27 protein-coding genes and 1 pseudogene are annotated in these 26,587 nt (G+C 64.5%); 9 read left to right on the top strand and 19 right to left on the bottom strand.

Going from position 1 to position 26,587, the window contains the following annotated elements:
- Nucleotides 1–122 precede the first annotated feature (122 nt).
- The 12 genes from D9V29_RS13550 to trhA all read right to left on the bottom strand — a co-directional run bounded on the left by D9V29_RS13550 (nucleotide 123) and on the right by trhA (nucleotide 10,574).
- Nucleotides 123–575 carry a hypothetical protein gene (locus D9V29_RS13550; protein ID WP_121673863.1) on the bottom strand — a complete coding sequence of 151 codons (453 nt, stop codon included), beginning with the start codon at nucleotides 573–575 and terminating at the stop codon, nucleotides 123–125.
- An 80-nt stretch (nucleotides 576–655) separates the two neighbouring features.
- On the bottom strand, nucleotides 656–1,567 hold the full coding sequence (locus D9V29_RS13545) for a cation diffusion facilitator family transporter (RefSeq protein ID WP_121673862.1): 912 nt from the start codon (nucleotides 1,565–1,567) through the stop codon (nucleotides 656–658).
- Nucleotides 1,564–1,941: an ArsR/SmtB family transcription factor gene (locus tag D9V29_RS13540; protein WP_220699965.1), complete on the bottom strand. Its 378-nt coding sequence runs from the start codon at nucleotides 1,939–1,941 to the stop codon at nucleotides 1,564–1,566. Before D9V29_RS13540 ends, D9V29_RS13545 begins: the two co-directional genes overlap by 4 nt.
- Nucleotides 1,942–2,007: 66 nt before the next feature.
- Complete coding sequence (locus D9V29_RS13535) at nucleotides 2,008–2,757, bottom strand: cytochrome c biogenesis CcdA family protein (RefSeq protein ID WP_121673860.1); 750 nt, start codon at nucleotides 2,755–2,757, stop codon at nucleotides 2,008–2,010.
- Nucleotides 2,754–3,782: a cytochrome c oxidase assembly protein gene (locus tag D9V29_RS13530; RefSeq protein ID WP_121673859.1), complete on the bottom strand. Its 1,029-nt coding sequence runs from the start codon at nucleotides 3,780–3,782 to the stop codon at nucleotides 2,754–2,756. Before D9V29_RS13530 ends, D9V29_RS13535 begins: the two co-directional genes overlap by 4 nt.
- 75 nt (nucleotides 3,783–3,857) lie before the next feature.
- On the bottom strand, nucleotides 3,858–4,463 hold the full coding sequence (locus D9V29_RS13525; RefSeq protein WP_121673858.1) for a TlpA family protein disulfide reductase: 606 nt from the start codon (nucleotides 4,461–4,463) through the stop codon (nucleotides 3,858–3,860).
- The gene (locus D9V29_RS13520) at nucleotides 4,460–5,107 is read right to left on the bottom strand and encodes a copper resistance CopC family protein (protein WP_121673857.1); all 648 of its coding nucleotides are present in this window, start codon (nucleotides 5,105–5,107) and stop codon (nucleotides 4,460–4,462) included. Before D9V29_RS13520 ends, D9V29_RS13525 begins: the two co-directional genes overlap by 4 nt.
- Nucleotides 5,107–6,855, bottom strand: a complete 1,749-nt coding sequence (locus tag D9V29_RS13515) for a bifunctional copper resistance protein CopD/cytochrome c oxidase assembly protein (RefSeq protein WP_147436292.1) — start codon at nucleotides 6,853–6,855, stop codon at nucleotides 5,107–5,109. Before D9V29_RS13515 ends, D9V29_RS13520 begins: the two co-directional genes overlap by 1 nt.
- A 164-nt stretch (nucleotides 6,856–7,019) precedes the next feature.
- Complete coding sequence (locus D9V29_RS13510) at nucleotides 7,020–7,673, bottom strand: DsbA family protein (RefSeq protein WP_121673855.1); 654 nt, start codon at nucleotides 7,671–7,673, stop codon at nucleotides 7,020–7,022.
- Nucleotides 7,674–7,706: 33 nt separating this feature from the next.
- Nucleotides 7,707–8,420 (bottom strand): M23 family metallopeptidase, encoded by a 714-nt coding sequence (locus D9V29_RS13505; protein WP_183085028.1) that lies wholly within the window; start codon nucleotides 8,418–8,420, stop codon nucleotides 7,707–7,709.
- Nucleotides 8,421–9,346: 926 nt separating this feature from the next.
- Nucleotides 9,347–9,835, bottom strand: coding sequence for a DUF4913 domain-containing protein (locus tag D9V29_RS15255; RefSeq protein WP_373294857.1), 489 nt, complete (start codon nucleotides 9,833–9,835; stop codon nucleotides 9,347–9,349).
- On the bottom strand, nucleotides 9,768–10,574 hold the full coding sequence (trhA, locus tag D9V29_RS13495; RefSeq protein WP_121673853.1) for a PAQR family membrane homeostasis protein TrhA: 807 nt from the start codon (nucleotides 10,572–10,574) through the stop codon (nucleotides 9,768–9,770). Before trhA ends, D9V29_RS15255 begins: the two co-directional genes overlap by 68 nt.
- A gap of 55 nt (nucleotides 10,575–10,629) precedes the next feature.
- Here trhA and D9V29_RS13490 point away from each other — a divergent pair, with 55 nt between their 5' ends.
- From D9V29_RS13490 to D9V29_RS13470, 5 genes are all read left to right on the top strand, one after another.
- Nucleotides 10,630–11,412 (top strand): isoprenyl transferase, encoded by a 783-nt coding sequence (locus tag D9V29_RS13490; RefSeq protein WP_121673852.1) that lies wholly within the window; start codon nucleotides 10,630–10,632, stop codon nucleotides 11,410–11,412.
- Between the two features lie 2 nt (nucleotides 11,413–11,414).
- On the top strand, nucleotides 11,415–12,536 hold the full coding sequence (locus D9V29_RS13485; protein ID WP_121673851.1) for an aminotransferase class V-fold PLP-dependent enzyme: 1,122 nt from the start codon (nucleotides 11,415–11,417) through the stop codon (nucleotides 12,534–12,536).
- Nucleotides 12,537–12,740: 204 nt separating this feature from the next.
- Complete coding sequence (gene phoH2 / locus D9V29_RS13480) at nucleotides 12,741–14,117, top strand: RNA 5'-3' helicase PhoH2 (RefSeq protein ID WP_121673850.1); 1,377 nt, start codon at nucleotides 12,741–12,743, stop codon at nucleotides 14,115–14,117.
- 61 nt (nucleotides 14,118–14,178) lie between these two features.
- The gene (locus D9V29_RS13475; RefSeq protein WP_121673849.1) at nucleotides 14,179–14,766 is read left to right on the top strand and encodes a prepilin peptidase; all 588 of its coding nucleotides are present in this window, start codon (nucleotides 14,179–14,181) and stop codon (nucleotides 14,764–14,766) included.
- 37 nt (nucleotides 14,767–14,803) lie between these two features.
- Nucleotides 14,804–15,787 (top strand): aldo/keto reductase, encoded by a 984-nt coding sequence (locus D9V29_RS13470; RefSeq protein WP_121673848.1) that lies wholly within the window; start codon nucleotides 14,804–14,806, stop codon nucleotides 15,785–15,787.
- A 76-nt stretch (nucleotides 15,788–15,863) separates the two neighbouring features.
- On the opposite strand, the gene D9V29_RS13465 is transcribed toward D9V29_RS13470, so the two are convergent.
- From D9V29_RS13465 to xseA, 5 genes and pseudogenes are all read right to left on the bottom strand, one after another.
- On the bottom strand, nucleotides 15,864–17,261 hold the full coding sequence (locus D9V29_RS13465) for a class II fumarate hydratase (RefSeq protein WP_121673847.1): 1,398 nt from the start codon (nucleotides 17,259–17,261) through the stop codon (nucleotides 15,864–15,866).
- Between the two features lie 27 nt (nucleotides 17,262–17,288).
- Complete coding sequence (locus tag D9V29_RS13460; protein WP_121673846.1) at nucleotides 17,289–17,942, bottom strand: carbonic anhydrase; 654 nt, start codon at nucleotides 17,940–17,942, stop codon at nucleotides 17,289–17,291.
- Nucleotides 17,942–18,595: a DUF4245 domain-containing protein gene (locus D9V29_RS13455; protein WP_121673845.1), complete on the bottom strand. Its 654-nt coding sequence runs from the start codon at nucleotides 18,593–18,595 to the stop codon at nucleotides 17,942–17,944. Before D9V29_RS13455 ends, D9V29_RS13460 begins: the two co-directional genes overlap by 1 nt.
- Complete coding sequence (locus D9V29_RS13450) at nucleotides 18,592–18,825, bottom strand: exodeoxyribonuclease VII small subunit (RefSeq protein WP_121673844.1); 234 nt, start codon at nucleotides 18,823–18,825, stop codon at nucleotides 18,592–18,594. Before D9V29_RS13450 ends, D9V29_RS13455 begins: the two co-directional genes overlap by 4 nt.
- Nucleotides 18,783–20,100 (bottom strand): annotated as a pseudogene (xseA, locus tag D9V29_RS13445) (exodeoxyribonuclease VII large subunit); the annotation flags it as partial. The gene D9V29_RS13450 and the pseudogene xseA, both read right to left, overlap by 43 nt.
- Nucleotides 20,101–20,158: 58 nt before the next feature.
- On the opposite strand from xseA, the gene D9V29_RS13440 reads away from it, so the two are divergent.
- Nucleotides 20,159–21,193 carry a 4-hydroxy-3-methylbut-2-enyl diphosphate reductase gene (locus D9V29_RS13440; protein WP_121673892.1) on the top strand — a complete coding sequence of 345 codons (1,035 nt, stop codon included), beginning with the start codon at nucleotides 20,159–20,161 and terminating at the stop codon, nucleotides 21,191–21,193.
- Nucleotides 21,190–21,738 carry a DUF6264 family protein gene (locus D9V29_RS13435; protein WP_121673842.1) on the top strand — a complete coding sequence of 183 codons (549 nt, stop codon included), beginning with the start codon at nucleotides 21,190–21,192 and terminating at the stop codon, nucleotides 21,736–21,738. Before D9V29_RS13440 ends, D9V29_RS13435 begins: the two co-directional genes overlap by 4 nt.
- Nucleotides 21,739–21,809: 71 nt before the next feature.
- Here the strand turns inward: D9V29_RS13435 and fbaA are convergent, their stop codons facing one another.
- Complete coding sequence (gene fbaA / locus D9V29_RS13430) at nucleotides 21,810–22,835, bottom strand: class II fructose-bisphosphate aldolase (RefSeq protein ID WP_121673841.1); 1,026 nt, start codon at nucleotides 22,833–22,835, stop codon at nucleotides 21,810–21,812.
- 94 nt (nucleotides 22,836–22,929) lie between these two features.
- Between fbaA and D9V29_RS13425 the strand changes: the two genes are divergently transcribed.
- Nucleotides 22,930–23,892: a class II fructose-bisphosphatase family protein gene (locus D9V29_RS13425; RefSeq protein WP_183085027.1), complete on the top strand. Its 963-nt coding sequence runs from the start codon at nucleotides 22,930–22,932 to the stop codon at nucleotides 23,890–23,892.
- 83 nt (nucleotides 23,893–23,975) lie between these two features.
- Complete coding sequence (gene glpX / locus D9V29_RS13420) at nucleotides 23,976–24,962, top strand: class II fructose-bisphosphatase (RefSeq protein ID WP_373294858.1); 987 nt, start codon at nucleotides 23,976–23,978, stop codon at nucleotides 24,960–24,962.
- A gap of 187 nt (nucleotides 24,963–25,149) precedes the next feature.
- Here glpX and D9V29_RS13415 read toward each other — a convergent pair whose 3' ends face one another.
- Nucleotides 25,150–26,577 (bottom strand): DNA recombination protein RmuC, encoded by a 1,428-nt coding sequence (locus D9V29_RS13415; protein ID WP_121673838.1) that lies wholly within the window; start codon nucleotides 26,575–26,577, stop codon nucleotides 25,150–25,152.
- Nucleotides 26,578–26,587 lie beyond the last annotated feature (10 nt).

Here is a 26,587-nt window from a genome sequence, read left to right as displayed (position 1 = left end):
GGTCGCGGGCGAAGACCCCGCAGGGCATTCAAGCCACGAGCGTCAGCCCTGGATCCACGACGCCTGACGGCGACTGCGCAACTACGTAAAAAGATGGAGTGCGACGGCGCCGAAAGCGGATTCTAGGTTCGGCTGATGGAAAGTTGCGCTGGCGAAGGTGCCACCGGGATACGTGAAACGGCGTATACCGCCACGGCGACAACTCTCGCTGTGCGGCCGCCCAGGAGGCGTCCATGGCGCCCGATCAGCGCTGCGCTTTTCAGGAGCGCGCCGAGGAGAGCGCACAGCGCGAGCGCTGCGCAACCGAATCCCACAAATTGCAGGACGTCAAGGTCAGTGACCGACATAGAGACAACTGTCTTAGCTGGCGATGCGGCGTCCGGGAGGGGGTCCGCGTCCGCAGCGATCGCGGCGTGCTGAGTGACGGCATTCGTGTGCTGCGGGGTAAGTAAGGACTCCGCATGATGCGCTGCGAACGCAGCAAAAACGGTAACGATGAGCGAGAGGATCACTACGCGGAAGGCGCGAGCGACGGCACCGCCGTGCGGCGCACGTCCTCCAACCAGTTCTTTCATCCCGACCATCCTAAGCTGTGCCGGTGTTTGTGAAGCAAGGCCACGCCTGCTGGAACCAAAAGCGAGCAACCGCCCGTCGGTCACGCGTGGGTTGAGGCCTCAGACTCGGTATGGCCAACGCCTTCAATCTGGAACGTGGAGTGCTCAACGCTGACGTCGAAGTGCTCCGCAACGCACGCCTGAAGATCAGTCAGCATCTTGGGGGCGTGTCCATCGTAAAAGCAGGAGTCATCGACGACGACGTGCGCGCTCAGCGTTGGTAGACCAGTAGCGATCTGGGACGCATGGAGATCATGCACGGAGAGCACGTGGGGCAATCCGAGGATGTGGTTGCGTACCGCGTCCAGGTCCAAGCCTTTCGGTGTCGACTCGAGGAGAATGTTGGCGGTTTCGCGGAGCAGAATGACGGCGCGCGGGATGATGAGCGCGCTGATGATCATGGCAGCGATGGCGTCGACTTGAGTCCATCCTGTGGTTGCAATGACGATTGCGCTGATGATCACTGCGACAGAGCCAAGGGCGTCGTTGAGCACTTCCAGGAACGCGGCTCTGAGATTCAGGTTCGCGGAGCGCCGAGAGTTGAGAATGGCGATGGCAACGATGTTGCCGACCAGCCCGATGATGCCGAAAACGAGAAGGCCACCGGCCGACACCTCGGGCGGAGAGAAGAGCCGCTGAACCCCTTCAATGAAGGCGTACAGTCCGACGGCAAGAAGGATGGCAGCTTGCGCCGTCGCTGAGAGAACTTCGGCTCGTCGGAACCCCCACGTGCGGCGGGATGTCGGAGCGCTGAGAGCGAGGCGAGCTGCGATGAGCGCCATCAGTAGGCCGCCGGCGTCTGTGAGCATGTGAGCCGCATCCACCAGGAGGGCAAGGCTTCCGGTGAGGAGCGCGCCGACGACTTCTGCGATCAGGATCGTGGCGGTGATGCCGAACGCGATCGCAAGTCGTGTCGTGTTGCCGTTGCTTGCGTGGTCGTGATCGTGACTCATGCCGTCACCCTTCTACCAACCTGTGCGCTGTCGTTGTTGGGGCACAGAGTGACGGCGTAGCCAGTGGCCGCTAGGAGTTCTTCCGCTGCGGAGAGCAGCGTGAGTAACTCAGCGCTTGTCGCGAGGGAAAACATGGAAGCCCGGCCGTGTGGCCTGGACGTGACCAATCCGCAATCGCGCAGACATGCCAGGTGAGCGCTGACCGTGCTTTGGGCGAATCCGAGATGGTCGGTTAGGTCGCGGACGCGATGTTCCCCGGCCGCCAGGTGCTGGAGAATACCGAGCCGTGTCGGGTCAGCGAGGCTGTGGAAGAGTGCCGCGGCAGGACCGAGGTCGCGTTCAGCATCTTCCCTGTGGGAATCAATCTCTATCATCGGCATATAGCGATAGTAGCGTTGTGCAGCGATCTGCTCAAGGCCTGAGTTGGTATTTCGCTCCGATCAAATCGGGGTCGTGAATCCGCCGATGACTCCGGTAAGTGAGGACATGAGGCGTCCCCACAGACCACTGACCATGAAAAGCCCGAGAAGAAGCAGGAGGGCGCCTCCGGCGAGGTTCACTGCCCTGATGTGCCGACGGAAGAACCCGGTCGCTGCCGTGGCCCAGTTGAAGCCCAGAGCGATGAGGATGAACGGGATGCCCAGACCGACGCAGTAGACGAACCCCAGCAGGGCGCCGCGCCAGACGGACCCGGTTTCAAGGCTCAGGGCGCTGATTGCCACGAGCGCCGGTCCGAAGCACGGCGTCCAACCGATGGCGAATGTCATGCCGAGAAGCGGGGCACCGGCAAGCCCGGTAACAGGCCGGAAGGACGTCTTGAGTGATTGCTGAAGGAACGACACCTGTCCAATGAAGACGAGGCCCATCAGCATCACGACGACGCCGAGGATGCGGGTGATCAGATCCTGCCATTGGATGACGAAGGAGCCGATTGTTCCGGCGAATGCGGCGAGCGTGACGAAGACGACGGAGAACCCGAGGACGAATAGCGCCGCTCCGAGCGCAACTCGTTTTCGGGCGCGAAGGCCCGCATCCGTCGGGCTTGCGGTGGACATGCCGCCGACATAGCCCAGGTAGCCGGGCACCAGTGGAAGGACGCACGGGGACGCGAATGACACGAGCCCCGCCAGCAGTGCCACCAGAACGGCAAGCAGGAGTTGCCCGTCCATCACTATTGTTCCGGGATTCATTCGTGTTGCGCCTTACTGTGGGGGCGCGCCTCGGGCGGCGCGGAAGCGGACGAAGCGCCGTCGCTGTGCGTCGGCGTCGGCTGCGTCGTGTCCGGACTCAGCCGGCGGAGGTACTCGTTGTATTCATCCAGTTCGGCGTCGTTAAGGGCTTGCATCGTGGTCGCCTGTCTGGTGTCGCGTCGTTCCCACCGGGAGAGCGTGACGATCAGAATGATCAGCAGAGGAAGCTCTCCGTAGGTCCAGGCGAGGATGCCGGCCGCGGACTGGTCGATCGCCGGATCGATGTTCCACGACTCCGGGATGGTGGCGAAGAACGGAATGATGGGAGTGTGGGTCAGCATCAGCACCAATCCCAAGATCGCGTGGATCTGCATCTCCGCGAACGTGTCGACCACACGAAACACGAAGGACGTTCGTCGCGGAAGCGGGTCGGCTGAAATCAGCGGCGTCGCCACCAGAATGCCAATGCACAAGAACGCGATCTCCAGACCGACGTGACCGATCCAGGTGCGAAGAAGAACATCGGCTGCGCCGGTCAAGTACAGTCCCAGGTAGCTCAGCGCCGCAAGCGGGATTACCGTCGCCGGGTGCACTGCAAGTCGTGCGGCAGGCGAGCGCAAAGCGCCGAGGGCGACTCGCAGGGTTGTCCGCCCAAGCCCGCCGTGCGGTGTTGCTCGCAGCAGCAGTGTTCCGGGTGAGCCGAGGATAAGAAGCGGCGGGACAACCATCATCAGGGTTAGCTGTTGGAACATGAAGACTGAAAACAGTTCATAGCCATATCCCTCAATACCCGCACCGGTTACGACCGCGAGAAGGGTGCAGCCGATCAGGAAGCAGATGGTGCGGATAACTGACCAGCGCCGTCCTTGCATCCACAACCGGATGGCACCAATTGTGTATGCCGTCGCGAGCAGTAGGGCGATCGCCGGGAGAAGTGGGATGGGTTGCAGGTTGGGCGCGAGGAGCTGCTCAAAGCTTGGCGGCAGGGTGGGGACCCAGACCGGGCCGTCAATATCGGCGTTCATTTTCGTCCGAAGTGGGGAGGTGGGTTGTGTCGTTGACCGACTGCCGCACTGTGCTGCGGATCGTGGGCTGAATACTCATTCTGCGACGGTGTCTTTGATCAGGGTGGATAGGACTGATTCGTCGGGCAATTGTCCAAGGATCCGAGCGGCGACACGACCGTCCCTGTCGAGCACGAGAGTGGTCGGAACGGCCTGTGGCGGGACCGTCCCCGTGAACGCCAGTTTCGCTGCACCGGTGCCGACGTCGATGATCGACGGGTAGGTGATCCCGTAGGTCTCGTTGAATGAGATCGCCGTGTCAGGTTGGTCGTAAACATTGACGCCGACGAACTGCACACCCTGGCGCGAATACTCTTCCCACAGGCTTTGAAGCTGTGGAGCCTCGGCCCGGCAGGGAGCGCAGCCGGCATACCAGAAGTTCACCACGAGGACTTCGCCTGCGAACTCGGCCGAGTTGAACGGTTTCCCGTGTTCGTCGACCCCGTCGAATGTGATCGCTTCGGTGCGCTCGTCGACAGGGATCTCGGTTACGGAACCGTCGCCGGCGATGTACCCCTTGTTACTTCCCTCCAGATACTGTTCGGAGAGCGGATCGTTCGGTGAGCACGCCGAGACGGTGAGCGCCAGAGCGAGGGCGATCCCCGCCGACGCAAGCCCACGTATGCCGGTGACCTTCCTCATGGTGCTCTGCCCGAATCTTGGGCTCTCCGCCTCTGCGCCCGGAATACGAGGTAGGCGGTGGCGCCCAATCCCAGGAACAAGACGAGTGCCGCTGCCCAGAAGAGGACTCCGACCGCAGATGAACTATCTCCAGCCTCGGCTGGCGCAGCCGGCGTCGACGGCGTTTCGGTGGCTGACGGGATTGGCGAACTCGTTGCCGTCGGAGCGCTAGATTCTCCTTCCCCGTTGCTGAGCCATGTGAAGGAGTAGCTGCCGGAGATTGGGTGCCCGTCGGATGACACGGTTTGCCAGGTCACTGTGTAGATACCCGGGTTCCCGAACGTTACCGGCACCGACAACGTTGAACCCTCGAGGATGACCTCCTCCGCCGAAGCCGTCCGTCCGTCGGCCGCCACAACTGAGATGTACGAGCTCGTATCCAGACCTTCCAGGGGCGCTTCGCTCAGCGTCAGCGACACACTGGTGAGCGGGCTTTCAATCGTGGCGTCGGCTGCAGGGGACGCGGAGACCAGATAGTCGTGTCCTCGGGCGGGCTGTGTGCCGCTCGCCATGAAGACGGCCGCGAGCATCGCGGCGATCGCTGTCAGCGAAGCGAGCCGGAACGCTCGCGGCATCCGGGGTCTGGTTTCATTGATGGTCGTCATCAACTCGTCCTTTCAGGAGTCAATTTCGCCAGGGGCACATCAGTCGGTGTTTGCGCACTGTGGGCGGGTCGCTGCAACGTCGCAGCCAGCACTGCCGACCACACGACGGCGACCCCGGCGACCAGATAGCTGCTGGCCTGCTGACTACTCAGTGGGCCTCCACGCCAGTCCAGCTCCAAGCTGAGGAACCAACCCGCCCCCAGCACTGCCCCATGTGTGTATAGGGCAAGTGCCAGGACAAGCATCCCGATCAGGAAAACCCCGACAGCCACCAGCGCGATCCGCGTCGTGCGGGCCTGGAGGACCGTCCGAGTCAACAACACGCCCAGAGTCAGGAAGCAGACGATTGTGAGGTGATAGCCGAACGGCTCCCGCAGTGACCACTCGACCAATGGAGTGAAAAGGAACACCGCAAACGAAAACGGCAGAAGGATCGCCCACAGGACGGGACTACTGATCGCTCGCAGAGCGCTGAACCGTCCCGCTGAAACGAAGGCTTCGGCGAACCCGATCGTTCGATCTGTCCTCGACGCCACGACTGAGCGGACTAACGTTCCCGGTCGTGCAGCAAGCAGCGCGACGGGTGCCATGACGCAGATCAGGAGCAGCGAAACCACGTTGAACCCGACGAGGTAGTCCTGATACACAACGACGCTTCCGTTGGTCGCGTAGAACAGGAGGCCCAGTCCCAGAACCCAGGCCACGGAGCGGCCCACAGGCCACCGTCGTCCCTGGGCACGCAACTGCCGAACTCCCAGGAAATAGAGGATCAGAGCGGCCACGGACACGAGCGCCCACAGCGGGTCGAGCCGCCACTCGGTGAACAGGGTCACCACGCTGGGCTCGGGCGGAGTGGGGTTGCCTGTCACTGCCTCAGCTGGTGGCGGGAAGTTAGCCGGAATGGGTTGCTCCGGTGGCGGAGTGCGGCCCAGGCCCGCCGCCAGACCCGACGCGATCCCGAGGAGGACAAGTTCGGAGCCGACAACGAGCCAGAATGTTCTCGCGGCTCTGCTTCCCGGTTGGCCGAACCGCCGGATCAGACGAAGCCGGTTCCACGCGCCAGCACCGCCGAGCAGCACGAGGACGACCGCCTTGGCTAGCACGATCAGTCCGTAAGGGGTGGTGAGGTTGATGACATCGTTCAGCTGAACGACTGCGATGACGACACCCGAAGCTGCGACCAGAATGAACCCGGACAGAGCAACCACGGAGTACCGCTGGATGACCACCTTCAATCGGTCCGGATTCAGTTGCGGACGGATCGCGACCAGCACAATGAGTCCACCGAGCCACACCGCCGCCCCAAGCATATGCAGCGCCAGCGCCGTCACAGCCGTGCTGTGGCCTTGGTCCCCGGCGGCGTGACCAGTCAGAGCCATCGGTAGCAGGGCCACAACGGCAAGAGCACCGCCCGCGGCAGCATGTCCCGGCCGCTGCGCGAGTAGCGCGATGAGGCTGATGCTGGCTGTCAGCAGAATGGTGACCAGCCAGGTCTGCCCGAGGGGGATCGCCTGCGCGAAGTAGACGAACTGAGTGAAAAAGCCCGGATCGAACAAGCTCATTGGCACGAGCGAGAGGAAGGCGAATACGAGCCCGAAAACCGAGACCATTGTCCAAGCGCCTGCGGCAAACAACGCGATCCTCAGGGAACGGGCATGGCTTGTTGTCGACGGCGGCAGAACGAACGCCGCGAAAAAGAGGGCGCCGATCGTAACTGCCGCGCAGACGTTAAAGGCCAGCTTCGACACAGGCAGACCCCATCTCACCACGGGGCCCGGGTCCTCAAACGGCTGCGGAACTACTCCCCCACCGAAGCCAAGCGTCGCCGCAAGCACCAGCAGGGTGATCCAAGCGAGAAGGCTAGCGGCAGCGAGAACTACCCGTTTTGTCCGATGTCGTTGTACCGGGGTACTCACTTGTCAAGAGCGGCGTCGAGGGCTGCACGGATGTCACCGGATGAGGTCACGGAGACCATCTCATCGTTGACGAAAAACGTGGGCGTCCCCTCGACCCCGAGCGCGACACCAGCATCGAAGTCGAACTTCACGCGTGCCTGAGTCTCAGGGTCAGCCACCGCTTCGTCGTAGGCCGCCATGTCGAGGCCAAGCTCTTGGGCGTATTGGCGGAATAGCCCTGCCTTCGAGTCCTGTTGTTCGCCCCACGCCGTCTGGGTCTCGAACAGCTTCCGGTACATCGATTCCAGTTCACCCTGCTGCGCTGCGGCCTCCGCAGCGATCGCGGCGTTCATCGAGTTCTGATGAGAAGGGATGGGGAAGTACCGCAGCACGTAAGTGATCTCGCCGGCATATTCTTCCCGGATCTGTTCAACGGAGGGATACGCCGCTCCACACGCTTCACACTCGAAGTCGAGGAACTCGACCAGCGTCGCCTTCCCGTCTTCCGCAACATCAAGACGGTGGCTGTTTTCCGCGACGATCGGCGTCGCGGCGGCCGTCTCTTCCTGGGGCGGCGAGAACGGTTTCGCGACGGCAATGAACACGATGATGGCCAGGACGGCGACGACTGCGGCAGTGACCGCAATATTGATCTTGGTGCTCTTCTTCACAAGGCATACTTTCTGTGGCGATGGTGCGCTGGGCTAAAGGTTGACGCCTCGGGAAGCGAGGAACGGCACCGGGCCGGTGAAGGCTCCGTTGATGCGGATCTTCAGATCGAGGACGCAGTCGGTGACGACTCCGGTGCGACCCACACTTGCGACGACTGTTCCCGCTTGCACGAGCTCCCCGGCCGAGACCCGGTACGAACCTCCGCCGACGTGACCGTAGATCGATTCAACGCCGCCGCCGTGGTCGACGATCACGCGGTTCCCATACGATCCTGCAGATCCGACGAAGACCACTCGTCCCGCAGACACCGCCCTGATCGGTGTCCCGCAAGACGCGCCGAAGTCGACACCGTCATGGAAACCGTTCGAACACCCAGCTCCATTACAGATGATCCGACGAGGGCCGTATGCCGACGTCATAGAAGCGCCAATGGGGCGCTGCCAGGTCTGCCCATCAGAACCGAGGAAGCCGATAAGGTCCGTGTCGTTGTAGTTGTAGCTGGACGCTGATCCGGTCCGGGCGCGGTCTGCTGCCGCCGCCGCGGCCGCAGCGGCAGCAGCCGCCGCCGCTTGCAGCTCTTGCTTCGTTGTTGCTGAGTAGCCGTCTCGCTGGACGGTGGCCGCTGTGACATCCGAGCCAACGATGAGACTCTGCGCATCGGTAGTACCGATGACGTCGTCGGCACCTGTCGTCGGAGCTGGTGCACCGAAGGCCGGGAGCGCCATCGTTCCGAAGAGGGCAGGCACAACGAGAAACGCCGCAAGTCGGGCGGTCAGGCGACTTCCCCTACCTTTGCGCGGACCCGTCGGTGTCGGACGAGCCTTCGGTGGGCTGGCTCTTTTCGGACGAGGGGGAGCAATTTTTTGACTACTCGACTCGCGCAGGCTCCGGCGAGTCGGGTAAATCGGTGCTTCTGCTGGGCGGGGGTTATGTACTTCAGGCATTGACTACTTCTGGTCAGCGCGACGGGGCGACGGCCGGGTTGGTAACCATCGCCCGATCGTCTAAGGATCGGGGCCATCTTGTCGGCGGTCTGCTAGGGCGAGCTAATCAGCTGGGATTAGTTCGCCGTAGCAGGCTCGACGACTTCCGGATGGGCTCTAAACCTGAATGACGCAGAGCGCCGTCAGCGACGGCTGAGAAAATGAGAAGCCGGGGCCGCGAATCGTGAATGTCGCGGTGGGGCCGCGATCGCGTGGTTGTGCTCGGGATGTCGGCACGCGGAAAAAATAAGCGAGCGCCATCAAAACAAGCAACGAGAGGCAGGCGAGCAACGCGATTGCATATCCCACGAGGCATTCGACGTCACACGCCATCGAGGATGGTGTGGTGGGCGAGGAGTCGACGCTTGTAGTCGCCGCCACTGGAGTTGCGTGCGTTTGATGCGCCAGTGGCACGCCAGCGAAGGCGTGCGATCCAGTTGACGAGTGGAAGGCAAGGAGGCCGACCAGAATTGCGCAGAACGACAGCGCTAGGAATATCGTTCGGGCGAATCCGCCCGAAGCTGAGGTCGAGGCCAACGAAGGATGGCTGCTTGCAAACACAGTCACTCCGATCGATACGCTCGCATTCACATAGGTCTCGACAAGGATACGCGATGCCGCGGTCGTCAGACTGAGAGAACTGTGAACGCGAGGCGAAGACCCGACCGGCACGGGTTAGTTCGGACAGTTCAACCTTCGTGATGTTGTCTTCGCATGTCGGGAAACAAACCAGCCGGAGGCGCTTCATAGGGCAACGGCTCGCCAGGAGTGTTCTTGTCCTCGGACTTGGCGAATGGCCCTTCCGGGCTCATCAAAATTGGCATGTGGTGATCGGCATGCTCGATCCACCACGTACTCGAACCGGTGGCTGCGTCGAGACGAAGGTGCTCCCATGAGCGCCACAGAGCGTCGATCCGCGCGAGTGCTTCGGGATGCTCCCACCAGCGAGCGGACCACCGAAAAGAAGCGTTGCCTGGCCCAACGCGCCGCGAGTACATGAACCGCAGCCGCTCGCGCACGAAATCGTCCGCGGAGCCGTAGAACAGCTCAAGAAGAAGACGACGCGCGAGATTCCTGTCTTCGTGCTGACCCGCAGGGACTGACCCGGCGTCAGCCGACCGGGTAGGTGGGGTCGATCGCGAGCAGGAGAATGCCGACCCAGTGGCATCCGAAAGCAAGCACCGTGCAGGAGTGGAAGATTTCGTGGAATCCGAAGTGCCCCGGCAGAGGATTCGGTCGTTTCATCGCGTACACGACGGCACCTCCGGTGTAGAGGAGCCCGCCGGCGATGATCAGGATCATCGTCGCCGGGTTCACCCGGAGGATGTCGAAGAGGTACATGACCGCGGCCCAGCCGAGCACGATGTAGAGCAGCACGTAGAGCCAGCGAGGCGCGTGCAGCCAGAACATCCGGAACGTGATGCCGATGATCGTGCCTCCCCACACCAGTACGAGGAGCAACGTCCCCTTCTCCGGCGGCAGTGCGAGCACCGCGACGGGCGTGTAGCTCCCCGCGATCAGCAGGAAGATGTTGGCGTGGTCCATCCGCTTGAGCAGAACCTTCGAACGCGGTGACCAGTTGATCCGGTGGTAGAGCGCTGAGATCCCGAACAGCAGCATCGAGCTCAGTGCGAAGACCGCTGTACTCCACTTCGCCGCTGCCCCATCCGCGAGCGAGACGAGCAGAATGCCGCCGACGATGGTGAGCGGGAACGTGCCCGCGTGGATCCAGCCTCGCCAGGTCGGCTTCGACTCCTCGGGACGCGCAATCGTGTCGTCGAGCAGCGGGATATTCGGCAGGTCGGGGCCCTGAGCATCGTCACGCGCGACAGCGGCGTCCACATCGGGATCCGGCCCTGCTGTTGCCTTGTAGCTGGAGGGATCCGGGCGTGAGGAAGGGAACGACGGCTGGGGCATAGATCACAGGATACGCGGCACCACCGGGCTCAATCTGCACTAACGTAACGGTGTGATGAACAGCCAGTCAGAGCCGGGACCCGGGTTTCTCTACAACCTGTACCAGAAGCGGCTTCGTCGCGCCCTCAGCTCGGAGACGCTGCCTCACCACGTGGCCATGATCATCGACGGCAACCGCAGATGGGCGAAGCAACTCGGTTACGAGACGGCTGCACACGGGCACAGGGCCGGGGCCGCCAAGATGCGTGAGTTCCTGGAGTGGTGTGACGATCTCGGGGTCAAAGTGGTGACTCTGTACCTGCTCTCGAGCGACAACCTCACGTCCCGGTCGCCGGAAGAACTTCACGACCTCATCGAGATCATCGCCGACCTCGCCGAAGAGCTCTCGCACTATCGGAACTGGCGTGTTCAACAGGTCGGCGCAACGGCCGGCCTGCCCGAGCCTCTCGTCGCCGCACTGAATGCAGCCGACTCACGCACCGCCCAGAAAAAAGGCATGCACATCAATCTCGCTGTCGGTTATGGCGGGCGGACCGAGATCGTCCACGCCATGCGAAGCATCGTCGAGAAGCACCACCTCACCGGCGGGAATCTCGAATCGCTCGCGGAGCTTCTCACCCCCGATCTCATCGGCGAACATCTGTATACAAGCGGCCAGCCGGACCCCGACCTCGTCATCAGGACGTCGGGTGAACAGCGCCTCAGCGACTTCATGCTCTGGCAAAGTGCCCACAGCGAGTTCTATTTCGTCGAAGCGCTCGGACCCGATCTCCGCGAGGTCGATTTTCTGCGCGCCCTCCGCGACTACTCGAGAAGACAACGCCGCTTCGGAGGATAGAGATGACCGGGATCGACGACTATCTGCGCGGATTCGGAGAGGAATCCGGGTATCTCGACTACGGACGGGTCGGCCCCCTCGCCGGAGTCGTGCAGGCTGAGATCCGCTCCCAGCTTGATCTGCTCGGCCGTGCACGATACGGCGCGATCGACCAGCTTCGCGGCCAGGACGAGCGGATGCGCAACGCTGTTGCCGCTCTTCTCGGCTTTCCCGCCGACAACATCGTCAGCCAGCCCAACACGAGCATGGGTCTCATGCACACGATGTTCGGGATCACCGGCTCGGTACTGCTGTCAGCCGGCGATTTCCCCAGCCTCACCGTCGCGGCGGCGCGCGCGTCGGAATCGATGCAGGTCCTCACCCCCACGTGGCTCGAAACCGATCACGGCCGGGTGACACCGCACACGATCCGCGAACAGCTGACACCGTCGATCACGGCTGTAGCGGTGAGCCTCGTCGACACCCGCACCGGGTACCTCGCCGACCTCGACGGCATCCGGCAGGTCATCGGGGACCGACTGCTGATCGTCGACGCGATCCAGGGGCTTGGCGTCGTGGACGCTCCGTTCGAGGTGGCGGATGTCGTGGCATCCGGTGGGCAGAAATGGCTGCGGTCGGGCTGGGGAACGGGCTTTCTGGCCCTCAGTGACCGGGCGCTCGAGCACCTCGAACCCGTCGTCAGTGGTTACACAGGCACGGACGAGCCCGAGCCGTGGGATTCCGTGCCCCCGCCATCGAAAACGGCCCGGGCCTACAGCGTGGCGAACCCCGATTTCTCGGCCGCAGGCCGGCTGGCGGCGGCGCTCGAGGAAATCGCGGCCGCCGGAATAGGGAACATCAGCGCCGCCGTCGCCGACCGGGTCGGGGAGGCGCTCAGCCTTGCCGACGAATTCGCCATCGGTGTCGTCTCACCGCGGGCCGAACACGAGCGTGCGGGTATCGTCATCCTCGACCCGGCTGAGGATCAGGTGGCGTTGCTCAGCGCATCCCTGCACAACCACGGTGTCACAACCACCATCAGGCAGAACCGGATCCGGCTGAGCGTCCACGCCGGAACGACGAGCGAGACGCTCGGAATGCTTCGCGATTCGTTCGTGTCGTTCTCCACCGCCGTCGCCTACTGAACCGCATTCATCCGGCACGCAGCGAATGTTTACTTCCCCGCAATGTCAACCCTGCGTGTCGTCATGGAAAGTCCCGGCACCGAGTCGTAACGTCTGAGTTACCAGGCACGGCGCCTGGTCGAGACGGCCACATAAGTTCGACTCGGGACGCTCGTGGTCGCACTCGCTGGAGATCCGAACCGACAGGTTCGGCTGGGAGTGGCAATGACCGCGATACGTACCCACGCACTGCAGCACGACACGGAAGGGCAGCACCAGACCACAACTTCACAACCAGCACCTCAGAAGCAGACCGAGCGTACCTATGTATTGGATACCTCGGTTTTGTTGTCTGACCCGAAGGCGTTGTTCCGGTTCGCCGAGCACAGTGTCGTCATTCCCGTCATCGTCATCTCCGAGCTCGAGAAGAAGCGGAACGACCCGGAGATCGGGTATTTCGCCCGCCAGGCTCTGCGCCTTCTCGATGAACTGCGGATCGAACACGAGAGACTCGACTTCCCGGTGCCTGTCGGTGACGGCGGCTCCCTTCGCGTTGAACTCAACCACTCGAACATGTCGGTACTCCCGAGCGGCCTTCAGCTCGGCGACAACGACTCGAGAATCCTCGCCGTTGCGCAGAACCTCGCGACCGACGGGCTCGCCGTGACCGTGGTGTCGAAGGACCTGCCGTTGCGGGTGAAAGCTGCCTCCATCGGGTTGATGGCCGAGGAATACCTGGCCGAGCAAGCCATCGACTCCGGTTGGACCGGTATGGCTGACATCACGATCTCCGCGAACGCCATGAGCGATCTGTACGAATCTGAGACCGGGCTCTCGAAAGAGGTCGAAGATCTGCCGGTGAACACGGGTCTCGTCATCCACTCCGACCGCGGATCCGCGCTCGGTCGTGTCACAGGCAAGCGTGAGTTCAAGCTCGTTCGCGGCGACCGGGATGTGTTCGGCCTGCACGGAAGGAGCGCGGAGCAGCGACTCGCGATCGAGATGCTGCTCGACCCCGAGGTCGGAATCGTCTCCCTGGGAGGTCGAGCCGGGACGGGGAAGTCTGCGCTCGCCCTCTGTGCGGGACTCGAAGCGGTACTCGAACGCCAGCAGCACCGCAAGATCATGGTGTTCCGTCCGCTCTACGCTGTCGGCGGCCAGGAACTGGGCTACCTGCCGGGGGACCAGGGCGACAAGATGAGCCCGTGGGGCCAGGCGGTGTTCGACACCCTCGGATCGGTCGTGTCACAGAACGTCCTCGACGAGGTGATCGACCGCGGCATCCTCGAGGTGCTGCCGCTGACCCACATCCGTGGCCGGTCACTGCATGACGCGTTCGTGATCGTCGACGAGGCGCAGTCCCTCGAACGCAATGTGCTGCTGACCGTGCTCTCCCGGATCGGGCAGAACTCCCGTGTCATCCTCACCCACGACGTCGCCCAGCGGGACAACCTCCGGGTGGGTCGCCACGACGGTGTCGCATCCGTCATCGAAACGCTCAAGGGTCACAACCTCTTCGGGCACGTCACCCTGACGCGGTCCGAGCGCAGCTCGATCGCCGCGCTCGTCACCGAACTCCTGGAGGGCAACGAACTCGCCTGAACGCACGAACCGGGCTGTGGATAACCGCCTCCTGGTGCCACAGCCCGGTTAGCGTGTCGGCATGACGACCGGCATCGAACCGCGCATCACAACGGATGGCGGTGAGCGGCGCACGCGGCCGGTCGGGCGAGTTGCGGTCGCTGCGTTGCTCGGGATCCTTACGATCGTCGCGATCGGTCCCAGCGCGCTGCTCCTCGGACCGGGCTACCTGGCCTGGGTGAGCGCCGATCTTGCGAGGATCGACATCGAGTCGCATCGGCTTCCCAACAGGCTCGTGCTGCCCGGGTATCCCGTCGCCCTTGCCGGCATCGCCGCGCACGGTCTGGTCACGGACTCAGCGCCCACCGCTGCGCTCGCGTGTTGCGCCGGGTGGTTCCTGTTCTTCCTGCTGCTGAACCTCGGCGGCGGAATGGGCATGGGAGACGTGAAGCTCGCCGGTCTGCTCGGACTGTGCCTCGGGTCGATCGGTATCGTGCCTGCGATCGTCGGGATCGCGCTCGCGTTCCTGTTCGGCGGGATCGGTGGCATCGTGGTGCTGGCGAGGCGCGTCGGCGGCAGCGGAACGCACGTCCCATTCGGCCCATTTCTGCTGGCCGGGTTCTGGGTCACCGTTGCACTTCTGCCTGCGCTCGCAACCCCTGCGCTCTGACCGGTCAAGTTCACGACTGCACCCCTAGGCTGGAGCAATGGAACAGCGCATTCTCGGCCGCACCGGCCGCCCCGTCTCAATCATCGGCCTCGGAACCTGGCAGCTCGGTTCGGACTGGGGGACGGTTTCTGAGACCGACGCCCTCGCCGTCCTCGATGCAGCCGTCGCATCCGGTGTCACGCTCTTCGACACAGCCGACGTCTACGGCGACGGCCGGAGCGAGCAGGTCATCGGCAAATTCCTCGCCGCCAACCCGGGCGTCGACGTGTTCACCGCGACGAAGATGGGCCGCCGTGAAGCGCAGGACCCCGCGAACTTCACTCTCGCCAAGTTCCGGGAGTGGACCGACCGGTCACGCAAGAACCTCGGCGTCGACCAGCTCGACCTCGTTCAGCTGCACTGCCCGCCCACCCCGGTGTTCTCGACCGACGCGGTGTACGACGCCCTCGACACCCTTGTCTCCGATGGTGTGATCTCCAACTACGGTGTCAGCGTCGAGACCTGCGACGAAGCACTCGCTGCGATCGCCCGCCCGGGCACCGCGAGCGTTCAAATCATCCTCAATGCGTTCCGGCTGAAGCCGCTGGAACAGGTTCTTCCCGCTGCCAAAGAAGCCGGGGTCGGCATCATCGCGCGCGTGCCGCTCGCGTCTGGGCTGCTCAGCAACCGCTACACGCCGACGACGGAGTTCGCAGCAGACGACCACCGCACCTACAATCGCGACGGCAGCGCCTTCGACGTCGGTGAGACGTTTGCCGGCGTCGACTTCTCGACCGGTGTGCGCGCGGCCGCCGAACTCGCGGGCTTCGTGCCAGAAGGTCTCACTGCCGCCCAGGCAGCGATCGCGTGGGTCAGCCAGCAGGACGGTGTCACCTCCGTCATCCCCGGCGCCCGCTCCATCGAGCAGGCCAGGGCCAACGCCGCCGCCGGCGAAACCGGTCCGCTCCCCACGGCTTACCTCGACGCGGTCCGCTCGATCTACGACGCAGACATCAAGTCCCAGGTGCACAGCCGGTGGTGACCCTGTAACGCGAATTGCCCGGTTTCGCGGGTTCTGTGCGAACAGGACCCCCGAAACCGGGCAACTCGGGTTGGGACTAGCCCGGGTGCGTCATCGACAGCAGGTCGAGCGCACTGTCGAGCTGCTCCTCGGTGATGTCGCCGCGTTCGACGAATCCGAGCGCTACGACGGCCTCCCGCACGGTAACGCCCTCGGCGACAGCGTGCTTCGCGATCTTGGCCGCCTTCTCATAACCGATGATCTTGTTGAGCGGCGTCACGATCGACGGTGACATGCCCGCAAGCGCCTCGGCACGCTCGAGGTTCGCCTCGAGCCCGTCGATCGTCTTGTCCGCGAGCACGCGTGACGCGTTCGACAGCAGGCGGATCGACTCGAGCAGCGCGGTGCCCATCACGGGGATCTGAACGTTGAGTTCGAATGACCCGGATGCTCCGCCCCAGGCGATCGTCGCGTCGTTTCCGATCACGCGCGAGCAGACCATGAGAACGGCCTCCGGGATGACCGGGTTGACCTTGCCTGGCATGATCGACGATCCGGGCTGCAGGTCGGGGATGTGCAGTTCCCCCAGGCCGGTGTTCGGGCCGGACGCCATCCAGCGCAGGTCGTTGCAGATCTTGGTGAGGCTCACGGCGATCGTGCGAAGAGCACCGGATGCCTCGACGAGGCCGTCGCGGTTGGCCTGCGCCTCGAAGTGGTCGGCCGCCTCGGTGATCGGAAGCTCGGTGTCGTCCACCAGCAGCTGGATGACGAGTTGCGGGAAGCCGGCAGGAGTGTTGATGCCTGTTCCGACGGCGGTGCCACCGAGCGGTACCTCTGCGACGCGGGGGAGTGCCGAGCGGACCCGCTCGATGCCGAGACGGATCTGGCGGGCATAACCGCCGAATTCCTGGCCGAGGGTGACGGGCGTGGCATCCATCAGGTGGGTGCGACCGCTCTTGACCGCGCTCTTCCACAGCTCGGCCTTCGCCTCGAAGGCGACGGCGAGGTGGTCGAGGGAAGGAATGAGGTCATCGATGAGCGCGCTCGTCACGGCGATGTGTACCGAGGTGGGGAACACGTCGTTCGAGGACTGCGAGCAGTTCACGTGGTCGTTGGGGTGCACCGGCGAGCCGAGACGGTTCGTCGCGAGGTTCGCGAGGACCTCGTTCATGTTCATGTTCGACGACGTGCCCGAACCGGTCTGGTAGACGTCGATCGGGAACTGACCGTCGTGGCGGCCGGAGATGACATCGTCGGCAGCGCCGCCGATCGCCTCGGCGATGGCGGCATCGAGGACGCCCAGCTGGGCGTTTGCCGCTGCTGCAGCCTTCTTGATGCGCGCCAGTGCGGCGATCTGGGCTGACTCGAGCCCGGCACCGGAGATCGGGAAGTTCTCGACGGCGCGCTGCGTCTGGGCGCTGTACAACGCTGAGGCCGGAACCCGGACCTCGCCCATCGTGTCGTGCTCGATGCGGTACTCGGTTGTGTCTGACACTGTCTGTCTTCTCCTCGTGTGGTGGCGCTACGCTGCGCCGGCGGCCTGTTTGTCGATGTTTCCGATGATGATGTCCGGTACCGCTGTGCCCTCCAGCAGTTTGTAGTTCGCTCCGACGATACCGAGGATCCCGGCGGCAACCGCATCGCTGATCATCTCCGACCGCTCGAGCAGTTCGGCGACGGTGTCGCGCAGGTGTTCCCGGCCTACTTCGAGCGGGTCGGCTGTCCACGGTTCCACGGACCTGGCTTTGCCCACGCGCTTCACGGCGGGCACGATCTGCTGGATCAGCGAGTCGATGTGCGGGGGCAGCGGTGTGGCATCCGGGGCGACGGAATCGATCGCGGCGCGGACAGCGCCGCACTCGTCGTGGCCGAGCACGACGATGAGCGGGACGTGCAGGATTCCGACGGCGTACTCGAGCGAACCGACGACCGAGTCCGAGATCACCTGCCCGGCGTTGCGGACGACGAACAGGTCGCCGAGCCCCTTGTCGAAGATGATCTCGGCCGCGAGGCGCGAGTCGGAGCATCCGAACAGAACCACGTCGGGGTTCTGGATGTGCGCGAGTGATTCACGACGTTCGACGTCCTGACGCGGATGCCGCGGTTCTCCCGCGACGAATCGCGCGTTCCCGCGCATCATGACTGACCACGCTTTGTTGGGCCGCAGGGTGGGCATCAGTCGGTTCCTTCCGTCTGGTTTGCAAGGATCTGGTCGGTGAGGGCGGATGCCACGGTGAGGAATTCGCCGTCGGCCGCCGTTCCGAAGAGGATGAACGTGGAATCCCCGGATTCCGTCGCCATCGCATACTCGACGTTACCGACGTTCTCCCGGCCACGGTTGTCGTACACGGTCCACTCAATGGAGTCGACGGTCACGGTCCTCGACGCAGCAGACTGCCGGAGCTGCCCCGCCAGCCATGTTTCGTTGGCGTCGAACCCCTGTGTGACCCCGATGTACTCGCTCGAGGGAGTGAGGAGACCGATGTTCCAGGACGAGACGCCGCCGGACGAGTCGGTCTCCGCCCGGTTGGCGCTCCAGCGCTCGGGCAGTTCGGGGTTCGCCAGCGTGTACTCGGATGACGCCTGGGCATCGGCGGCAACTGACCGGTAATCGACTTCGGTCAGGAGAGAGCTATCAGCCCTGGGCACGGCCAGCGCGATGATCAGCACGAGACCGACGCAGACCAGCAGCGAGTAGACGAGGTTGTTGATCGTCTTCCGCTTGCGGTAGTTGCGGGAATTCTCGGCCTTGCGGTCGGCTGTCTCCTGGGGAGTTTCGGGGCGGCCGAGCTCGGCGACGACCCGCGGCTGGCGACGGGGGGAACTCATTCGGACTGTTGCGCCTCGCTCGATTGGGTGGCTGCGCGTGCTGCGTCGAGCCGGGCTTTCGCGCCGATCAACCAGTCTTCGCACCGACGTGCCAGCGCCTCGCCGCGCTCCCAGAGCGCAAGTGACTGTTCGAGCGTGGGTGCTCCCTGCTCGAGCTCGGAGACGACGCGGACGAGTTCATCGCGTGCGTCCTCGTAGCTGAGGCTGGCGACCTCACGGGTTTCTGGCATGGTCCAATCCTATCTGGGGTCGGTGGACGACGAATTTGTCTGGCCATCGGAGTGGGCAGCGATCCGGCCGGAGGCGAGGGTGAGGGTGAAGGGGGTCCCGGCCGGGGCGTCCGGCGCCTCGCGAAGGATGTGCCCATCTGCGCTCTGCGCGATCGCGTAGCCACGGTCGAGCGTGCGCTGGGGCGACAGAGCGCGCAGATGCGAACGCAGGTCACCGATCTCACGGCCCGACCGCTCGAGGATCCGGTCGACCAGTTCGGTGCCCCGAGCGACATATCGCGTGAGTTCCTCAGCGCGTGAGTCGATGATCCAGGTCGCGGACGCGAGAGCAGGGCGGGAGCGCAATTGCCCGATCCGAGCGGTCTCGGTGTGGAGGTAGGTCGAGAGCCGCGTGCCGAGGCGCGCGCGGGCCTGGTGCACGCGGGACAGCTCTTCGGTGACGTCAGGGACGACGCGCTTCGCGGCATCCGTCGGGGTCGACGCCCGCAGGTCGGCGACATCATCGAGCAGGGGTCGGTCGGCTTCGTGCCCGATCGCGCTCACGAGAGGGGTGGTACACGCGGCAGCCGCCCGCACGAGGCGTTCGTCGCTGAACCCGAGGAGATTCTGGAAGTCGCCTCCGCCACGCGCGACGATGATGACGTCGACCTCGGGGTCGGCGTCGAGCCGTTTGAGCGCCGAGATGACCTCCGGCACGGTCCGGTCACCCTGAACTGCGGCGTGGACGACCCGGAAGTCAACGGCGGGCCAACGCAATTGAGCGTTGCGGAGGACGTCCTTCTCGGCGTCGGAGTCCTTGGCGGTGATGAGGCCGATGCAGTGGGGAAGGAACGGGAGCCGTTTCTTGCGGGAGAGCTCGAACAGTCCTTCCCCGGCGAGCTGGGTACGCAACCGTTCGAGTCTCTCGAGCAGGTCGCCGATTCCGACGTGCTTCATCTGCAGAACCTGCATCGTGAGCGAACCGCCCTTGACCCAATAGTTCGGCTTGATCAGGGCGACGACGTGGTCGCCGTGCTTGAGATCAGCGGGGATGCGGGCCTTCACCGATGACCAGATGGTGAAACTCACGGTGGCGTCGCCGCCCAGGTCCTTGAGCTTGCCGTAGACGTTGCCGGCGGATGTTCCCCACTGGGCGAGCTCACCCTCGACCCAGACCGTTCCGAGCCGATCGATGTAGTCGCGGAGCTTTGCCCCGAGGAGCCCGACCGGCCATGGATTCTCGACTGTGGCGGGGGAATCCGGCATCCGTTTTCTCGCTCCTTGGTCGTCCAGCATGTGCACAGAGGCAACAGCCTAGAATTGAGATGTGAGTGACACGACAATCAGCCTGCCCATGCCGAGGATTCCCGGCGTGCGTTCGAGGCTCAAGGATACCCCGGTGGTCGGACATAAGCGGGTGCTGCTGGCTGCGCCCCGTGGCTACTGCGCCGGTGTTGACCGTGCCGTCATAGCCGTCGAGAAGGCGATTGAGCACTACGGCGCTCCGGTGTACGTGCGCAAGCAGATCGTGCACAACATCCACGTCGTCTCGGAGCTCGAGAGCAAGGGCGCGATCTTCGTGGAGGAAGTGGACGAGGTCCCGGAAGGGTCACACATCGTCTTCAGCGCCCACGGTGTCTCGCCCGCCGTGGTCAACGCCGCGTCCGACCGTGGGCTCCAGGCCATCGACGCGACCTGCCCTCTCGTGACGAAGGTTCACCGTGAGGCCGTTCGGTTTGCCCGCGACGACTTCGAGATTCTTCTCATCGGCCACGAAGGCCACGAAGAAGTCGAGGGAACCGCCGGAGAGGCACCCGAGCACACGACGCTCGTGGGAAGTCCGGACGAAGCCGACACCGTCGAGGTGAAGGACCCCAACAAGGTCGTCTGGCTGTCGCAGACGACCCTCAGCGTCGATGAGACGATGGAGACGGTGCGCCGGTTGCGTACCCGGTTCCCGAATCTGCAGGACCCGCCCAGCGATGACATTTGCTACGCCACCCAGAACCGCCAGGTCGCGATCAAGAAGGTGGCGCAGGATGCCGACCTCGTGATCGTCGTCGGTTCCGCCAACTCGTCCAACTCCGTCCGCCTCGTCGAGGTCGCCCTCGAGTACGGTGCGAAGGCCGCCTACCGCGTGGACTACGCGAGCGAGATCCGTCAGGAATGGATCGACGGTGTCGAGACCGTTGGCGTCACCAGTGGCGCGTCCGTACCCGAGGTCCTCGTCGATGAGGTGCTCGAAAGCCTCGCTTCCGCGGGTTACCTGGACGTGCAGGAAGTGAAGACGGCCGAGGAGGACCTCATGTTCTCGCTGCCCAAGGAGCTCCGCACCAACCTCAAGGGTGCCAAAAACAAGCAGGCGCCCGGTCCGCGGAACCAGTCGTGAGTGATCCCCAGCGCCCTCGCCCGCAGTTCGGCGAGTACGCCACTCCCGAGGAGCAGCGGAACGCGATCAAGGTTCCACTCGACGACGCCGAGTCGATTCCCGTTGAGTCGCAGGAGTCGACGTCGAGCCATATCAGCGTGCAGGGTGGCCGCGACGCCGTTGCGACGGCGCCGGCCGCCGGCCCGAGCGGTGACCGCATCGCGACGATGATCCTTCTGGGTGTCGGTTTGATGACCGTCGTTCTGTCGGCTTCCGCCCTCATCGATCTGCCCACCGCGATCCGCACGACCTTCGTCCAGCTCGATGTGGGCACCTACTCGACCGAGTCCCTCGGTGCCGCCATGGGGTGGACCGCGCTTCTCGTCCAGGCAGCGCTCTGGATCACCGCGCTCTGGTTGTCGTTGCGGACCCTTCGTGCTGGCCGCAAGGCGTGGTGGATTCCACTCGTTTTCGGAGTCGTCGCCAACGTCGTGATGTTCGGCTGTATCGCGGTCGCCATGACCGGTGATCCTGCGTTCGGCGAGTACGTCAGCCGGATGCGCTGACCAGCCGCTCGAGACAATGACGGATGCCCCGACCATTTGGTCGGGGCATCCGTCATTTCGCGATCGGTCGGCTAGCTCTTCGAGTGCCCGGCTGAACCGAGCTGGCGGGTCGACTCGACGACGCGAGCGGCCATGGCGGACTCGGCGACCTTGCCCCAGGCGCGGGGGTCGTAGATCTTCTTGTTTCCGACTTCACCGTCGACCTTGAGCACGCTGTCGTAGTTCTTCAGCATGTAGTCGGCGATCGCACGCGTGTAGGCGTACTGGGTGTCGGTGTCGATGTTCATCTTGATGACACCGTTGGCGACCGCTTCGGCGATCTCGGCGTCGGTCGAGCCTGATCCGCCGTGGAAGACGAGGTCCAGCGGCTTGGCGCTCGTGCCGTACTTGGCGGCGATGCCTTCCTGGATCTCCTTGAGCAGCTCCGGCTTGAGCTTGACGTTGCCTGGCTTGTACACGCCGTGCACGTTGCCGAAGGTCAGCGCGGCCATGTAGCGGCCCTGGTCGCCGAGGCCGAGAGCCTCAACGGTGGCGATCGCGTCGTCGAGCGTCGTGTACAGGTGCTCGTTGATGTCGTGGCTGACACCGTCTTCTTCGCCGCCGACGACGCCGATCTCGACCTCGAGGATCGCGTTGATCGCGCGGGTGCGCTTGATCATGTCCTTGGCGATGTCGAGGTTCTCGTCGAGGGGAACGGCTGAGCCATCCCACATGTGCGACTGGAAGAGCGGGTTCCGGCCGGCCTTGACCTCTTCTTCGGAGGCGGCGATGAGCGGCATGACGAAGCCGTCGAGTGCGTCCTTCGGGCAGTGGTCCGTGTGCAGGGCAACGGTGATGGGGTAGTTCTTCGCAACCTCGGTGGCGAACTTCGCGAAAGCGATGGCGCCCGCTGCACGGTTTTTCACCGTGTGGCCGGCGAAGTAGTCGGCGCCGCCGGTAGTGACCTGGATGATGCCGTCGGAGCCGGCTTCGGTCAGTCCCTGCAGCACAGCGTTGATGGTCTGCGAGCTCGACACGTTGAACGCGGGGTAGGCGAAGCCCTTCGCCTTTGCGGTGTTCAGCATTTCGGCGTACTGCTCTGGGGTTGCGACGGGCATAGCTTCTCCTTGACGAGATGGATGTCTTCGCCAATCAGTGTAGCGATGCCCCTTCTCGCCGGTTTCGATGTGTCGGACAGGGCAGGATGGACGAATGAGTACACCCAGCCTGCCCGCGGACGTCCTTGAGGGCTTCGCCCGCGCCACCCGCGATGCGGCCGTCGCGACGCTGGGCCTCCTGGGTTCGGGCGACAAGCACGAGGTTGACCGGGTCGCCGTCACAGCGCTGCGCGATGCGCTCGCCGGGATCGACGTCGACGGGCTCGTGCTCGTCGGGGAGGGCGAGAAGGACGAAGCGCCGATGCTCCACCTGGGCGAGCGATTCGGGAGCGGCACAGGCCCGGCGGTCGACATCGCCGTCGACCCGGTCGACGGAACACGACTCGCTGCAGAGAACCTTCCCGGCTCCCTCGCGGTCCTCGCGGTCGCCGCCCGCGGCACTATCTTCGATATCGGCCCCGCGCACTATATGGAGAAGCTCGTGACGGATGCCTCGGGGGCGTCCCTCGACCTCGCCGCGCCGCTCGCAGAAAACCTGTCGAGACTCGCGTCGGCTCGGGGTGCAACGGTGCCCGACCTCGTCGTCGCGGTGCAGGACCGGCCACGGAACGATGAGTACGTTGCCGCTGCACGAGCGGCGGGTGCGCGTGTGGACCTGTTCGCCGACGGAGACGTGGAGCGGTGTCTGCTCGCCGCGCAGCCCCGCACCGCCATCGACCTCGTTGTCGGCATCGGGGGAGCACCCGAGGGAGTGCTCACCGCCGCCGCGATCCGGGCCCTCGGCGGGCACATGCAGGGCAGGCTTGCGCCGCAGCGCCGCCGTGAGGCCGCGCGGGTGAGGGACGCCGGACTCGACGTGTCACGCGTGCTCGCTCTCGACGACCTCTGCTCGGGTGACGCCTGGCTGTTCCTCACCGCTATCACCGACTGCCGACTGGACTCCGGTCGGATGCTCCCCGGCGTTCGGCTCGACCGATCGCACGTTGTCACGGCCTCCTGGAGCGCGGGCCCGGGGATTCTGCAGCGGAGGACGTCCGCTCGCACATCCGTGCAGTGACGTGACCCGACCGGCATCCCGCCGATAGGGTGGAAGCGTCCACGCGAACCCGCCATCGCAACCAACGACGTTTCGATAGGACCATTGTGAGCCCAGACACCTCTTCTCTGCTGACCCATCCCGACCGTAACCTCGCGCTCGAACTTGTGCGGGCGACCGAGGCAGCCGCAATTCGCGCTGTTCCGTACATCGGTCGGGGTGACAAGCTCGCTGCTGATGGAGCCGCAGTCGACGCGATGCGGGCCTTTCTTGGCACGGTGAACTTCGATGGCGTCGTCGTCATCGGTGAGGGCGAGAAGGACGAAGCGCCCATGCTGTACAACGGGGAGCGGGTCGGCAACGGGCGTGGCCCGTCGTGCGATATCGCCGTCGACCCGATCGACGGAACGAGCCTCACCGCCGCCGGACGCCAGAACGCGCTGTCGATGATCGCGGTGGCGGATCGAGGCACCATGCTCGACGCCTCGAGCGTTTTCTACATGGACAAGATCGTCACGGGACCCGAGGGGATCGGGATCGTCGACATTCGGAACCCGATCGGTGACAACATCCGTGCGCTCGCGAAGGCGAAGGGCAAGGACGTCGGCGACATGACGATCGCGATCCTCGACCGTCCCCGTCACGCACAACTGATCGACGACGTGCGCGCTGCCGGTGCAGGAACACGCCTGATGCTCGACGGGGATGTCGCGGGAGGGATCAACGCCGTTCGGTACGGAACCCGCATCGACATGTGTGTCGGCGTCGGCGGAAGCCCCGAGGGAATCGTCACGGCGTGTGCGGTGAAAGCGCTCGGTGGGTTCATCCAGGGGGTACTCGCGCCGAAGGATGACGTCGAACGCCAGCGCGGGATCGACGCTGGACTCAAGATGGACCATGTCTACGAAGCCGACGAGCTCGTCGAGAGCGACAACACATTCTTCGTTGCAACGGGTGTCACCGACGGTGGGCTCGTCGCGGGTGTGCGGCGGCTGGGACCCATCATCCGGACCGAGAGTGTCGTGCTGCGGTCGAAGTCGGGCACGATCCGCCGGATCAGCGCCGACCACCTCGCCGCGAAGTGGTTGTAGGCGCGGCGCTCGGTCACTTTTGGCTGCGGCCTTCGCTGCTCGGCCATTTTTGGCTAGACCAGGTCGGAGGTTTCGACCGTTTGTGACCGAGCAGGCGGCCCGGACGACCACTACTGACCGAGCAGCGGGATAACGACCGTCACCGGTCGACGAGCGCGGCGCGTAGCAGCGCGGCGTGTGACCGCTGCTACTTCTCGTCGGGCACAGGCGCCGGCCGCGACTGAGCCGTTGCGGCGGCCCGATCGCGCACGTGCGGCGGGATGACGCTGTCATGCACGGACGACGCATCGAGCATGGCGGCGGGGTCGACGTGGAGCCGCCCGGCGGCATCCAGCTCGGAGACGAGTTCGATGGCCGCGAGGTCTCGCGACGTGTCGTCGAGGGGAGCGAGAGCCGGGATCGTCTTCGACTCATCGAGCACGTTCAGTTTGCGTGCCGACGGCAGCACCTGGCGTTCGAGTGAGCCGACGAATCGGTTGTAGTCGGTCACCGTCGCCTTTACCGAGCGGCCGAGCTTGTCGATGTGCCCGGCCATCGTCGAGAGCCGGCCGTACAACTCGCGGCTGAGGTCGAAGAGGGTCTTCGCCTCCTGGGAGACGACGTCCTGCTGCCAGCTGAATGCCACGGTCTTGAGCACCGACCACAGCGTGACGGGGGAGGAGAGGGCAACCCGTTTGCTGAACGCGAACTCCATGATCGTCGGGTCGGCTTCGAGTGCGCTCGACACGAGCGACTCGCTCGGGATGAACGCGATGACCATCTCGGGGCTGGCGTCGAGGCCATCCCAATAGGTTTTGCTGCCGAGGGCGACGATGTGATCGCGCACGGCCTTCACGTGCGCCTTCATCAGTTGGGCGCGTCGGGCGAGTTCAGCGTCGGATGCCGTCAGCGGGATGGCGCTCGCCTCGATGTACGAGCTGAACGGTACTTTGGCGTCCACGGCGATGCTCTTGCCGCCTGGCAGGTACACAACCATGTCCGGGCGACCGGCGCCGCTGTCGCTCGTGATGCTCGACTGCACGTCGAAGTTGACGCGCTCGAGCAGCCCGGCTGCTTCGACAACACTTCGAAGCTGGGTCTCGCCCCACACGCCGCGCGTCGAATTGTTGTTGAGGGCGGCGGCGAGTGATTCAGCGGTGGACCGGAGCCGTTCCTCGGACTCCGTCGCGCTGCGCAGCTGCTGAGCAAGCTCACCGTGCTGGCGGCTGCGCTGGGTTTCGAGCTCGGTGACCTTCTGGTGCATCTCCTGCAAACTCTCGCGCACCGGCGCGAGCGCCTGGAGAACGAGGCTCTCGGAGCGAGCACGTTCTGCCTCCTGTTCACGTTCACGGCGGTGTCGCTCGACGAGATCCTGGTATTGCTCGCGCTGTGCGTCGATCCGTTCCTGCAGGGCATCGGCCCGCGTCTCCGCGCGGGCGAGGAGTTCGGAGAGCTGTGCGTGACGCTCGGCTTCGACGGCACGGAGCCTGGCCAGCTCGGATTCGTGCCGAGCCTCGGCAACGGGGCTCGAGGCATCCGCACCGGACCGGCGGGAACGCACGACGACGAGTGTCGCGAGCACGCCGAGAACGCCGCCGAGCAGAAGTCCGAGCACGAGGGTGAGGAGAGGGTCCATGACCCCAGTG

The sequence above is a fragment of the Mycetocola manganoxydans genome, from assembly GCF_003667545.1.
Lineage (GTDB): Bacteria > Actinomycetota > Actinomycetes > Actinomycetales > Microbacteriaceae > Mycetocola_A > Mycetocola_A manganoxydans.
This window is presented reverse-complemented; position numbering and strand designations above follow the sequence as displayed.